General features: G+C 45.0%; 13 protein-coding genes. All 13 read left to right on the top strand.

What is annotated here, in order from left to right; translation table 11 throughout:
* Nucleotides 1-27 precede the first annotated feature (27 nt).
* The 13 genes from ACTHMC_RS00460 to ACTHMC_RS00400 are packed head-to-tail and all read left to right on the top strand — an operon-like array spanning nt 28 to nt 13,637.
* On the top strand, nt 28-1,155 hold the full coding sequence (locus ACTHMC_RS00460) for a glycosyltransferase family 4 protein (RefSeq protein ID WP_440409883.1): 1,128 nt from the start codon (nt 28-30) through the stop codon (nt 1,153-1,155).
* The gene (hisH, locus tag ACTHMC_RS00455) at nt 1,152-1,760 is read left to right on the top strand and encodes an imidazole glycerol phosphate synthase subunit HisH (RefSeq protein WP_440409882.1); all 609 of its coding nucleotides are present in this window, start codon (nt 1,152-1,154) and stop codon (nt 1,758-1,760) included. Before ACTHMC_RS00460 ends, hisH begins: the two co-directional genes overlap by 4 nt.
* A gap of 8 nt (nt 1,761-1,768) precedes the next feature.
* Complete coding sequence (locus ACTHMC_RS00450; protein ID WP_440409880.1) at nt 1,769-2,560, top strand: AglZ/HisF2 family acetamidino modification protein; 792 nt, start codon at nt 1,769-1,771, stop codon at nt 2,558-2,560.
* Nucleotides 2,561-2,572: 12 nt separating this feature from the next.
* A complete protein-coding gene (wecB, locus tag ACTHMC_RS00445; protein WP_440409879.1) occupies nt 2,573-3,652 on the top strand; it encodes a non-hydrolyzing UDP-N-acetylglucosamine 2-epimerase in 1,080 nt (359 codons plus the stop codon).
* Nucleotides 3,653-3,690: 38 nt separating this feature from the next.
* Nucleotides 3,691-4,272, top strand: coding sequence for an acyltransferase (locus tag ACTHMC_RS00440; protein WP_440409878.1), 582 nt, complete (start codon nt 3,691-3,693; stop codon nt 4,270-4,272).
* Nucleotides 4,262-5,293: a Gfo/Idh/MocA family protein gene (locus ACTHMC_RS00435; RefSeq protein WP_440409877.1), complete on the top strand. Its 1,032-nt coding sequence runs from the start codon at nt 4,262-4,264 to the stop codon at nt 5,291-5,293. Before ACTHMC_RS00440 ends, ACTHMC_RS00435 begins: the two co-directional genes overlap by 11 nt.
* Before the next feature lie 10 nt (nt 5,294-5,303).
* Nucleotides 5,304-6,521, top strand: a complete 1,218-nt coding sequence (locus tag ACTHMC_RS00430; RefSeq protein WP_440409875.1) for an N-acetyl sugar amidotransferase — start codon at nt 5,304-5,306, stop codon at nt 6,519-6,521.
* A gap of 11 nt (nt 6,522-6,532) precedes the next feature.
* Nucleotides 6,533-7,597, top strand: a complete 1,065-nt coding sequence (wecB, locus tag ACTHMC_RS00425) for a non-hydrolyzing UDP-N-acetylglucosamine 2-epimerase (RefSeq protein ID WP_440409874.1) — start codon at nt 6,533-6,535, stop codon at nt 7,595-7,597.
* A gap of 11 nt (nt 7,598-7,608) precedes the next feature.
* On the top strand, nt 7,609-8,988 hold the full coding sequence (locus tag ACTHMC_RS00420; RefSeq protein WP_440409873.1) for a glycosyltransferase: 1,380 nt from the start codon (nt 7,609-7,611) through the stop codon (nt 8,986-8,988).
* Nucleotides 8,989-9,002: 14 nt separating this feature from the next.
* Nucleotides 9,003-10,235 carry a glycosyltransferase gene (locus ACTHMC_RS00415; RefSeq protein WP_440409871.1) on the top strand — a complete coding sequence of 411 codons (1,233 nt, stop codon included), beginning with the start codon at nt 9,003-9,005 and terminating at the stop codon, nt 10,233-10,235.
* Nucleotides 10,232-11,503, top strand: a complete 1,272-nt coding sequence (locus tag ACTHMC_RS00410; protein WP_440409870.1) for a glycosyltransferase — start codon at nt 10,232-10,234, stop codon at nt 11,501-11,503. Before ACTHMC_RS00415 ends, ACTHMC_RS00410 begins: the two co-directional genes overlap by 4 nt.
* Nucleotides 11,481-12,455, top strand: a complete 975-nt coding sequence (locus ACTHMC_RS00405; protein WP_440409868.1) for an NAD-dependent epimerase/dehydratase family protein — start codon at nt 11,481-11,483, stop codon at nt 12,453-12,455. Before ACTHMC_RS00410 ends, ACTHMC_RS00405 begins: the two co-directional genes overlap by 23 nt.
* A gap of 24 nt (nt 12,456-12,479) precedes the next feature.
* The gene (locus tag ACTHMC_RS00400) at nt 12,480-13,637 is read left to right on the top strand and encodes a glycosyltransferase family 4 protein (protein ID WP_440409866.1); all 1,158 of its coding nucleotides are present in this window, start codon (nt 12,480-12,482) and stop codon (nt 13,635-13,637) included.
* The last annotated feature ends 1 nt before the right edge of the window (nt 13,638 follow it).

Here is a 13,638-nt window from a genome sequence, read left to right as displayed (position 1 = left end):
GGCAGGCAAACTCTTAAATTTCCGGCAGTGAAAATTCTCGTTCTGGACACTGATTATCCTTCCCCTTCCAATTTGTACGGAGATGTATTTGTGCATACGAGGGTCAAAGAGTACATAAGGCAGGGAGCCGAAGTGCAGGTGGTTTCTTTTTTCAGGGAACAGCCCGACTACAATTATGAGGGCGTTTCTGTAAAACATGCACCGTTGCTGAAGGATGTTTTCAACCAGTTTGAGACATTCAGCCCGGATATAGTTTACCTGCATTTTTATCATCGCGGGCTCGAAGAATTTATAAAGAAGATAAATATTCCTGTAGTGATCTGGGTACATGGATACGAAGCCCTGGGCTGGTATCGCAGGCTTTTTAATTATAAGCCACTGGACCTGTTGAAGAGCCTTCGCCATCTTGTAAGGGCGAACTTCAGGCAAATGGTTGGATTCAGGAAGATGGTCAACTATTCCAATCAGAACAAAAGGGTTCATTTTATTTTTGTTTCAGAATGGATGAAAAGCATTTGTGAAACTGATGCTTTTTTTGCAAAGGTGAAGAACTATACCGTGATCCCGAATCCCATCAATGCCTCACTGTTCAACTACCGGGAAAAAAATGAAGACGCCAGGAAAAAGATCCTGCTCATCCGGTCTTTCAATTCCAGGAAATACGCCAATGATATTGCAGTGGATGCTTTAATGGCCCTTTCAGGTAAACCATTCTTCAAGGAACTTGATATAGCGCTGTACGGTAAAGGAAAGGACTTCGATTCACTGACTGCTCCATTGAAGCAGTTCCCGAACGTTAAATTGAATAACGTGTTTCTTCCTAATGCAGAGATACCGGAAGTGCATAAAGAATACGGCGTTTTCCTTTGTCCCACCAGGCAGGACGCGCAGGGCGTTTCAATGTGCGAAGCCATGTCGAGCGGGCTGGTGCCAGTGACAACGGATTGTACAGCTATCCCCGAATTTGTACAGAACAGGCATAATGGATTGCTGACCAATTCGGCAAATGAAGTAGCCCGTTCACTCGAATTGTTATATCAGCAACCAGCCTTATACAGGCAGCTGTCTCATACTGCTTCGTCTTCCATCAGGGAGAAATGCGGCATTGACCAGGTGGTAACCCAAGAATTAAATCTTATCAATATATTCAGATGATTGCAATCCTGGATTATGGCATTGGTAATATCACTTCCATTGGCAATATGCTAAAGAAAATCGGGGTGAAAGCAACCATCACTTCAGATCCTACTCTTATAGAAGCCTGTGAGAAGCTGATTTTGCCAGGAGTTGGCCATTTCGATTATTGCATGAAGCAGATCAGGAATGCTCCTTTTTTTGACACACTTCAACATAAAGTACTGCGGCAGCAAACACCCGTTCTCGGTGTTTGTGTGGGTGTGCAGATGCTGATGGAGAAAAGTGAAGAAGGGAAAGAGCCGGGGCTGGGATGGATAGCAGGAGAAGTGGTGCGTTTCCGCCAGCCCGAAATCAAGGGCCTCAAAGTACCGCATATGGCATGGACCGATATTGTACCCGCAGAAGGTGAAAAGTTATATGCCGATATCATTGAACCAAGATTTTATTTTGTGCATTCCTATCATGTGCTGTGCAGCCCTGAATATGTGACTGCTACTGCTGATTATGGATACCCTTTTACGGCTTCTGTTAAGAAAGATAACATTATGGGAGTACAGTTCCACCCGGAAAAGAGCCATAAGTTCGGAATGAAACTCTATAGCAATTTTGCCAACCACTACTGACCCCAATTATGAAAAGAACCCGCGTCATCCCTGTACTGCTTTTGCATAATAACGGTTTGGTAAAAAGCGAAAACTTCAAAAACTACCGTTACGTAGGAGATCCCATCAATGCGGTGAAGATCTTCAACGAAAAAGAAGTGGATGAACTCGCAATCATAGATATCGGCGCCACCCGGGAAAGAAGGAAACCGAATATCCAGTGGATCAGGGAGATTGCAGGAGAAGCCTTCATGCCGCTTGCATATGGAGGAGGTATCACGCAGATCGAAGAAGTGCGTGAAATCCTGTTCAACGGAATAGAAAAAGTAATCATCAATAAATCGGCGGTAAGCACGCCTGAACTTATTACTCAGATCGCCGATCGTTTCGGCAGACAGAGCATAACTGTAAGCATCGATGTAAAAAAGAATTTTTGGGGAAAGTACAGAGTGTACACCAATAATGGATCACACTCAACAGACCTTGACCCTGTAGCATTTGCCCAGCGATGTGAAGAACTTGGCGCGGGGGAAATATTACTGAATGCCATTGAAAAGGATGGAACCTACAAGGGATATGATCTGGACATACTCAAACGGGTAAGTGCAGCGTTGGACATTCCCGTGATTGCCTGTGGAGGAGCTGGTAATATCGATGACTTCAGGCTGGCGGTAACCGAAGGACAGGCGTCTGCAGTTGCTGCCGGAAGTATGTTCGTTTTTCAAAGACCACATAATGCGGTACTTATTTCCTACCCTTCACAGACTGAGTTGAAAGAGAAGTTTTATAATAAACTCAGTGATAACAACTTAAGGGCCTAACAGAAAATAACTATGAAAATAAGCGTTGTATACGGAACGAGGCCTGAGATCATCAAACTGGTGCCATTGATCCTTCAGATGCAGCAGAATCCTGCTATCGAATTAGTGCTGATAAGTACAGGACAGCATAGGGAAATGGTAGAAGAGATAGAAGGATATTTCAATATCAGGCCACATTATAATTTAAATATAATGCAGCATAATCAGTCGTTGACAGATATTATGCTGAACGTTACTGCAAAGATTGACCCTGTGCTGAAAGAAGAGAAACCGGACGTTGTGCTGGTGCAGGGCGATACTTCTACCGTAGCAACGGTAGGTACCGTTTGTTTCTACAACAAAATACCTGTGGGACATATCGAGGCCGGGCTACGTAGCTATAACCTGGAGGAGCCATTCCCCGAAGAATTCAACAGGAGACTAATCTCTATTTTTGCCAGATACAATTTTGCACCCACTGCACAGGCGGCCCAGAACCTTCTCAGAGAGGGCGTTTCGCCAGACCGTGTATTTGTTACCGGTAATACTATAGTAGATATGGTGCAACTGGTTAAGAAAAAAGGAATGGTCAATTCCACGCCCGCCAGAAGGAAAGTATTGATCACCGCTCACCGTAGAGAGAATTATGGAGCAGGTATTCTGAATATATGTACAGCAGTTAAAAGGATGGCCGCGGAATATCCTGAACTGGACTTTGTCTGGCCTGTTCATCCCAATCCCAACGTTAAAGAGGTAGTGTACAGAGAGCTCGGAGATTTGCCGCAACTGACCCTGACGCCTCCCATGAACTATTTTGAACTGATCAACCAACTGAACGATGCATACCTCGTGTGGTCCGACTCTGGCGGTATTCAGGAAGAATGTCCTTCGTTCAAAAAGCCCGTACTCATTCTCCGGAATGTAACGGAAAGACCGGAAGTTGTGGAGAACGGCTTTGGAGAACTGGTAGGAACTGAAGTAGACAGAATCGTTAGCCGGTCAGTACAATTGCTGGAAGATGATGCAGCTTATCTTGCCATGACCAGTGGCGCCAACCCATTCGGGGATGGCACTACATCGCAACAGATTATTGACCTTTTGTTGCAAAACTGAAAGAAAAACAATTCAATAAACTCTCAAGGAGACAGCTGATGGAATTTTATGCTCATCCTACTGCAGTGATCGATGAAGGATGCACGATCGGAAAAGGAACTAAAATCTGGCATTTCAGTCATGTGATGCCCAATTGTGTGATTGGTGAGAACTGTAACCTCGGTCAGAATGTAGTGGTATCGCCTTCTGTAGTGCTGGGTAATAATGTAAAAGTGCAGAACAACGTATCAATTTATACTGGTGTTAAATGTGAGGATGATGTATTCCTGGGTCCATCCATGGTGTTTACCAATGTGATCAATCCAAGGAGCGCCATCGCCAGGAAAGACCAGTACAGGGAAACAATCGTACGGAGAGGGGCCAGCATCGGTGCCAATGCCACCATTGTCTGTGGACATGAGATCGGTGAGTTTTCCTTCATCGGAGCAGGAGCTGTTGTTACTAAAGCTGTTCCCGCATATGCACTGGTGATCGGCAATCCGGCCAGGCAGGCCGGCTGGATCAGTGAATATGGCCATCGTCTTGCATTCAACGCAGATGGCATTGCCGTTTGCCCTGAAACAAATCAACAATACCAATTGAAAAATAATACCGTAATCAAACTTGACCATGAACAATAACGGCCACATAAAATTTGCAGTAGTAGGCTGCGGACATATCGGAAAGCGTCACGCTGCAATGATCTCCAATAATGCAGAATGTCAGCTGGTTGCCCTGGCTGATGTTTCTCCGAAAGAACAATTGAAACTTGACGCCTATTCATCCGTCCCTTTTTTCAATTCAGTAGAAGACCTGCTCAATGCAGACCTCGATTATGATGTTCTTTGTATCGCAACTCCCAATGGTTTGCACGAAGAGCATGCCCTCAAAGGTTTAAAGGCCGGAAAGCATGTGGTGATCGAAAAACCTATGGCTCTTACAAAAGCCGGTTGTGAAAGGATCATTTATGAAGCCCTTCATCATCACAAGCAGGTATTCTGCGTGATGCAGAACAGGTATTCCCCTCCTTCAGTCTGGCTGAAAGATATCCTCCGCAGAAAGATCATGGGAGATATCTATATGGTTCAGATCAACTGTTACTGGAACAGGGATGGCAGGTACTATACAGGTAATAACTGGCATGGCACCAAAGACCTGGATGGTGGAACTCTTTTCACGCAGTTCTCCCACTTTATCGATATCATGTTCTGGCTTTTCGGGGATATTGAAAATATCAGGGGAAGGTTCAATAGTTTCAATCACGCACACCTCACTCAATTTGAAGACTCTGGTTTCGTGAATTTTGACTTCGTGAACGGCGGTATCGGAACCATCAATTATTCCACTTCCGTTTGGAATGAGAATCTGGAAAGCAGTATCACTATCATCGGAGAAAATGGTACGGTGAAAGTAGGTGGTCAGTATATGAATGAAGTGCAGGTATGCAATATCAAAGATTATGTGATGCCTGAACTACCCCCATCCAATCCTCCCAATGATTACGGGCCTTATAAAGGGTCGGCTGCAAACCACCATTTCATCTTCGAAAATGTTATCGAAGTGCTCAAAGGCCGGGGGCCCATTACTACCAATGCGCTGGAAGGCCTGAAAGTGGTGGAGATCATTGAAAAGATTTACGCGCACAAAGCCAACCAACTATAAACTTACACGTATGAACAACGTTACACAGAATATTTCATCAAAACTGCGCAGGTATGATGAGGAAATGCTGAAGAAGGATCCTGCTATCAATGGCAACAGACCTTATCAGCAGTGCAGTGTGAGTGTAATGGACACCATTGCCGATCCCAATATCACTTTTGACAAGGACGGGATCTCCAATTACTACCATCAATATAAAAGGGCTGAAGCAAATAATGTTTTCACCGGAGAAGCTGGCAGGAAGAAGCTGGAAGCTGCCATTGCCATGATCAAAGCTGAAGGCAAAGGAAAGGAATATGACTGCATCCTGGGTTTAAGCGGCGGGGCAGACAGCTCATACCTGGCCTGGCTGGCGAAAGAACAGGGGCTTCGTCCGCTGGTGGTGCATTTCGATTATGGCTGGAACCTTGAACTGGCTGTGCAGAATATCGAGAATATCATAAAGAAGCTCGGTTTCAACCTGTATACCATAGTGATGAACTGGGAAGAGATGAAGAAGCTGCAGCGTTCCTATTATCGCGCCTCCGTGCTTGATATGGACGTGCCTGCGGATCATATGATCTTCGGCTCCCTTTATAAAACAGCAGCGAAATTCGGCATACGCCATATCCTCAGCGGAAAGAACACGGTAACAGAAGCTGTGCTTCCTTCTGCATGGAACTACAATAAGTTTGATCTTGTAAACCTGAAAAATATTCACCGCCGTTTTGAGAATGCATCCCTGAAAGAATTGCCTTCTCTTGGTGTGTGGCAATTCGGGTATTATTCAGGATATAAAAAGATCCGCATCACAGAATTACTGGAGTATGTGGATTACAATAAAAAAGATGTGAAGGATTTGCTTGCCAGGGAACTGGACTGGAAAGACTATGGAGGCAAGCACTATGAAAATATCTTCACAAGATTCTATCAGGGATACGTGTTGCCTGTGAAATTCGGAATAGATAAAAGGAAGGCCCATCTTTCCAATCTTATTTTTTCCGGTCAGATAACAAAAGCACAGGCGCTGGAAGAACTGGCTATGCCACCGTATGACTTTTCCCTGATAATGGAAGATCTTGAATACGTGAGCAAAAAGCTCGGTTTCGGCCTGGAAGAATTCGTTGATATCATCAATCAGCCTAACAGGAACCACGATGAATTTGGCACCGATGCTGCTCAACGCAGGTTATACTGGTCGATTATCAAAATGGCTTCGCCAGTAGTATCCCTGGTTAGAAAAAAATAAAACATCCACAGATGATCGTTACGGTTATTGGAGCAAGGCCGCAATTTGTTAAAGCAGCAGTAGTATCCAAAGCACTCAGGGAGGCTGGCATAAATGAGAAAGTGATCCATACAGGTCAGCATTATGACAACAGGATGAGTGCTGTATTCTGGGATGAACTGGGATTGCCGCAGTGGGATGTGAACCTCGAAGCCGGCTCCGGCTCTCACGGGGCACAAACGGCCAAAATGATCGAGAAGATGGAAGTGTATCTTCAGTCGCTCGGCACTGCCCCCAAAGCATTACTGCTTTATGGAGACACCAACTCCACCCTGGCTGGATCCGTAGTTGCTTCCAAACTGCAATTACCCATCATACATGTGGAAGCCGGCCTAAGAAGCTTCAACAGGGCAATGCCGGAAGAGATCAACAGGATTGTTACAGATCATCTGTCTTCCGTGCTGTTCTGCTCCTCCGATAAAGGGAAAGAGCAACTGGCAAAGGAAGGCATCACCACACATGTGTATGATGTGGGGGATGTGATGTTTGATGCGGTGAAAATCTTCAGTGAATATTCAGCCGGTAAAGTGAGCCTGGAATCAATACTGCCATTTAAAGGATCTGACTTTAATCTTTTGACACTGCACAGACCTGTCAATACCGATAATGAAGAGAACCTTCTGAGTATCCTCAGCGCGGTAGGTAAAATTGATGCGCCTGTGCTCTGGCCACTGCATCCACGCCTTAGAGAAAAAATCAGCAAAATTTCCATTCCTGCCAACCTCCATATTACAGATCCACTCTCATACTTTGAAATGCTCTGCGCATTGAGCCATTGCCGGAAAGTACTGACAGATTCTGGTGGTTTACAAAAAGAAGCTTACTGGTTGAAAAAGCCCTGCATCACCTTGAGGACCGAAACAGAATGGGTGGAAACAATGCACCATAACTGGAATATCCTCACCGGGGCAGATACAGAAAAAATTGCTGCAGCCTATACTGCAGAAGTAGAGGCAAGTTCCTGGCACCCCCTCTATGGCGATGGTTCCGCCTCTGAACAAATTGCCTCCATCATCAGAAGTATTTATTATTCCTGAATCATTGAATGATGACTGTATTATTTCTGGTTATGGAATTCCCGCCGCTTAATGCAGGTGGGGTATTCCGTCCTCTCAGGTTTATCAGGGGGCTGTCTGAAAAAGGTATCCATCCGGTTATATTGACTTTTGAAATAGATGAAACCTTCCGGAAACTCCATGGTAATTACGACGATCATTTATTGCAGCTGGTCCCTGAAGAAGCAACTGTGATCCGGATTCCCATCAAGGATATCTCACAGTATACTGATGGAAAACTAAAGAGATTTTACTATACTTATTTTTCTACCAGTGACAGATTTGGAATGGCCTGGAGAGATAACCTGTTCAACAGACTGCCGCAGATCATTGAAAAATATAAACCGGAAGCTTTGTATGCAACTGCTCCTCCTTTCAGCGCTGCCGGGCTTGCCGAAGATATTTCCAAAAAATTCAACCTGCCTCTCGTTCTTGATATGCGCGATGCATGGGCCAAACTATCCATGGGGCCTGTAGGCAGCTATTTCCATTATCTCGCAAAAAAGAAACAGGAACGAAAGGCGTTCAAACAGGCAACATCCATTGTTACTGTTACCCCTCAACTGGGAAAGATCTTTCAGGAAACACATCCATCGATAGCCGGAACGAAATTCAATATCATATTCAATTCCTCCAATGAGGAATTGCCAGAAACGCTGACTGTAAAGGCTTCTCCGCTTGGCGATAAGGAAGCTTATCATATAGGGTATACCGGGGCTTTCTATTATTCGCCCGAAGCCAGAAAGATGATGCTGCAGCCATGGTACCGTAAAAAGGGGCATCGCATGCTGCAGTACACTCCGGTTAAAGAGGACTGGTTGTACCGTTCGCCTTACTTCTTCTTCCAGACACTTAAAAGGTTGTTTGAAAAAAGACCAGAATGGAAATCCAGGATATTCTTTCATCATATAGGTGAGTCGCAGCCATGGTTAAAAGAAATGGCGGCAGATGCTGGCCTGACTGAAAATGTTATTCTGCATGGATTTCAACCAAGGCAGAAAGTATTGGAGCTGGAAAAGGGATTCGATCTTCTGCTGGGCACATCAGAAAAGGTTATGGGAAAGGATCATTATTGCCTTCCTTCAAAACTATTTACCTATATGCGTTCAGGAAAACCTGTACTTGGGCTTGTTACACCGGGCATTCAGGAAGAGTTTCTCCGTAAGAGCGGATTGGGCGTAATTGCTGATCCCGATCAGATAGAAAATGCAACCGATACACTGGAGCAGCTTTGCCTGAACGGGTACTCTGCCAATCTGGATATGCAATATTTAAAACAATTCGGCACCCCGCAGGCTGTTACTAAATTGTGGGCGATTATGCAGGATGTGATTGCCGGTGAACAACAAAATACCGCTGAACACAATCATTGAAATTTATTATAATTATGAAAGTCCTTCTTATTAGCCCTTCGGAGATCAGCTACAACCCCCGTTTGCTCAAGGCGGCTGATTTTCTTCATGGAAAAGGAGCGGAAGTTACTGTGTACAATACATTGACAGGGCTGACCACCAAAGAGATCCAGGAAGGAGTGAAGGGTTCACGCAAATGGAGATTGGTTGAAGTTGATATCTCCAAGAGGAGCCAGGGGAGCAGGTTCAACTGGTTATATTCAAGTCTGGTTAGCCGTTTTGGATTTGAGATGTTCAAAAGATTCAGAAGCCGCCTGTTCTTCAAACATGTACTGAACAAAGGCTACGTGCTTTTCCCATCCGCACTGAAAAATGAAAAATTCGATTATATAATCATTCACCTGGTTGACACATTGCCTCTGGCGGTGGAGATCAAAAAGAAAACAGGCGCCAGGATCGTGTATGATTCCCAGGAATATTTTGTGGGTCAGTACCACTTTTCATCAGTGGTTGCCAGGGATTGGGTGATTGCTGCGGAAGCTGCTTATGCCAAAGACATAGATATAGTGATTGCCACTACCAATGTGATGCGGGAAAAACTGAAAGAGGATTTCAGGAAGGATGACAGGGATGTTATCAGGGTGAGAAACACACCCTCAAAACATAATGTGGATGGAACTGCTCAGGAAGACAAGACTTTGCGCATCGTATGGCATGGGCTTACAATTGTTCCTGAGAATATCAGGGGCCTGCAGACGGTGGTGAAGGCCATTTCTTTTTGTAAAACTCCCGTGCATTTATATATTCAGGGGAACATTACACCTGCCCGCCTCGAACAGATGAATACAATTCTGAAAGACCTGAAGATCTCAGATAAAGTAACGATACTGAAGCCTGCTGATCCGGATCATATCATTGCTTCACTGATCAGATATGATGTTGGAGCTACCGGTGAACTGGATGGACAGATGAACCAGCGACTTACTTCTTCAAACAAAATGTTCGATTCCATCAATGCAGGTCTTGCTGTAGTGGTTCCCGATCTTCCCGGCCACGTTGAAACGATCAGGGAATTCAATGTGGGCCTGATCTATGAAACAGGTAACAGTGAGGATATGGCGAAGAAGCTCGATGAGCTTAACACTGACAGAGCCTTGCTGGGTCAGTTCAAACAGGCAGCAAAAAAAGCCAGGGACAAGGAATTGTACTGGGAATATGATTATGAGCCGGTATGGGATTCAATGATCCGCAAAAAAACAGGGAATTGAAAACAGTTCTGATCGTTGCTCCGCATTTTCCGCCATCGGCAATGCCGCCTTCACAGCGTGTAAGGTTGCTTGTAACCCATTTCCGCGATCTTGGGTGGAATCCTGTGGTAATAACTGTAGACCATTATTACCGGGAAGAAGCATCAGATCCATGGATGGTTGAGCTTGCAGGTAATAAGTTTGACCTGGTGATCACCAAATGCCTCGATCAGCGGAAAACAAGAAAATTCAAGATTGGTGATATCGGTTTAAGAATGATGCCATATCTGTACTCCACCATCAAAAAAACTGCAAAGGAATATAAAGCGGATTTTGTGCTGTATCCGGTTCCGGCCTGGTATACAATGATCGTGGCGCCTTTCATAAAGAGGAAAACAGGGATTCCATATGGAATAGATTTTATCGATCCCTGGGCGAGAAAGACTGTCAAGCCGGGCTTCAAAGCCCGTATGAGTCAGTACGTGGCCAAAGCACTCGAGGGGTTTGTGGTGAAAAGAAGTTCGCTGATCATTGCAGTTTCCCAAGGCATACTGAATGACCTTATTGAACGGTATCCCGTTATTGCAGACAAAAACATGGCCGCTCTTCCATATGGCGTGGAACTGGGAGATTACAGGGCAGTACGTGCTTCCGGAACGGAAACCCCAAAAGCAACTAAGCTTGTACGTTATATAGGAGCGCTCTCCGAATCCATGGAACCTGTGGCAGATGCATTGTTGCAGGCGCTGGTGCTGGCCAATAAACAAGAACCGTTGAAAGTTGAATTTATCGGAACAAGCTATGCTGGCAGCGGATTGGCGCAACCACGCATCAGGCAGCTGATCGAAAAGGCAAAAGCGGAAGATTTTATTACTGAAATACCTGACAGGGTAACTTACAGACGTGCACTCGAACTTACGATGGAAGCAGACATATTGCTCATCATAGGAGATCTTACCCCTTATTATGCTGCATCCAAGCTCATGGGTATGATCGCCTCCGGGAGGCCTTTCTTTGCTTTCCTGCAAAAAGACTCTTTCCCGGCTGCATTCCTGCGGGAACTGAATTATCCATACGTGGTTGAATATACAGCTGTGGAAGGCAATATGCCGGCAGACAGAACAGATGCAGCCAGGGAAAAATTCCTTCAAATGGTAAAGGAGCTGCCAGACTTCGAGCCGGTACCGGAAGATCACCCCGCGTTTCAACAGCAAACGGCAAGGGGCATGACTCAAAAATTTGTTGAATCAATTCAAAAATCAATACATGATCAAACAACACTACGATAAAATAAGAAAGAAAAAGGTAATGGTTACCGGGGGCCTGGGCTTCGTTGGACATAACCTGGTGAAGAGCCTGGTTGAAGATTATGAGTGCGATGTGATTGTAATTGACGATTGTATCAACAGTTCTGAGGAAGCAATCGCTTCTGTAAGAGATAAAGTAGCATTTCATAAGATCAGTGTGTTGGATACTGACCGTCTCTTCCCTCTTTTTAAAGATGTTCATTATGTTTTTCACCTGGCCTGTATCCAGATTGCAGCATCAAGCTCCAATCCCCTTGCCGATATGCAGGTGAATGCGCAGAGTACACTCCAGATACTTGAGTACTTCAGGCATAACCCAAGCCCTGCACTGGAGCGATTCGTATACACTTCATCCTGCTCCGTGTACGGCAGTTCTTCACGCCTGCCGGTACGGGAAGAAGATCCCACAAGAGTATTGAGCAATTATGCTGCTACCAAATTACTGGGAGAGCAATACACTCTCATTTATAACAGAAACTACAATATTCCTGTGTCCGTTGTCAGGTACTCCAATGTGTTCGGGTATGGCCAGTCACCCAGAAACCCTTACTGCGGAGTGCTCGGCAAGTTTGTTCACAATGCGTTGACCGGGCAATCACTTTCTATTTTCGGAGATGGGGAACAAACAAGGGACTATACCTTTATTACAGATGCAGTTGATGCAACTATATTATCTGCGGTTCATCCGATGGCTTACGGAGATGTATTCAATGTAGGCACATCCGTGGAAACTTCCGTTACCAGGCTGGTTGATCTGATCAGGATGGTGGTGCCGGGAGTTGAAGTGGAGAATATTCCGGAAAGGGATATCGACAATATCCGCAGAAGAATGATCGATATTGAAAAGATACATCAAAGACTGGGCTGGGTTCCCAGAGTGAATATGCAGAAAGGAATTCAGCTCACTATTGACTGGTACAAGTCTACCCTCTGAACAGCATAAGTTTTAAAGAATCGTATGGGCAAAAGACTTGCAATAGTAATTACACATCCTATTCAATACTATGTTCCGGTTTTCCAGTTGCTTTCGGCCAGAGGTAATATTCAGCTGAAAGTATTCTATACCTGGGAGCAGGAGGCTGCAGGATTTGATAAGGGGTTTGGCCGCAAGTTCAACTGGGATATTCCTTTACTGGATGGTTATGAATATGAATTCATTTCCAATGAAGGCAGGACCGGAAAAAGCTTTTATGCTATCAGAAATCCGGACCTGGTAAAAAAGATCAAAGCCTGGGAACCTGATATGGTTCTGGTTTATGGTTGGAACTATTACAGCCATCTGGCTGTAATGAGGCATTTCAAATCGAAAATACCGGTGATATTCCGCGGCGATTCCACACTGCTCAACAAAGGCCAGGGCTTGAAATTCTTTGTGAAAAAGCAATTGCTGAAATTCATCTACGGCAATGTTGATATGGCATTATATGTTGGGAGCAGGAGCAGGGAATATTTCAGGGAATTCGGCCTCAATGAGGATCAGCTTTTTTTTGCACCGCATTCTATTGACAATAACAGGTTCAGTACGCTTAATGCAGAACAGCAGGCGTTTGTTTCTGAAACCCGGCAGAAGTTGAACCTGACAGATAATACGCTCACGATTCTTTTTGCAGGCAAGTTTCAGGATACCAAAAACCCCGGCCTTCTGGTGGATGCGGTACTGGAGTTGAATGATCCTTCCGTTCATTTGCTGATGGTAGGAAACGGGCACCTGGAGAACGAGCTTAAAGAAAAAGCAAGCGGCGCTGAAAATATTCATTTCATGCCTTTCCAGAACCAAAGCATGATGCCCGCCGTTTACAAGCTCGGTGATGTTTATTGTTTGCCGTCCAAAGGTGAAACCTGGGGGCTTGCCGTAAATGAATCCATGGCATCCCAACGGGCCATCCTGGTAAGCGATAAGGTTGGATGTGCAGAGGACCTGGTGAAACCGGAAAACGGATTTGTTTTTCCGTCGGGTAACATGGAAGCCCTCAAGCAATGCATCGTACAATTGAAAGATAAGAACATCGTTTCCCGCATGGGCTCCATGTCTTTTGAAATAATAAAGGACTGGTCGATTGACCGGCAGGTAGATGCTATGGAAACAGTATTTCTGAAAAAACTCCCCAAAAGCTAAC

Source organism: Pseudobacter sp. (assembly GCF_051955275.1).
In the GTDB taxonomy this organism is placed as follows: Bacteria; Bacteroidota; Bacteroidia; order Chitinophagales; family Chitinophagaceae; genus Pseudobacter.
Note: the sequence above shows the minus strand (reverse complement) of the source record. Positions and strands in the feature narration are given on the sequence as shown.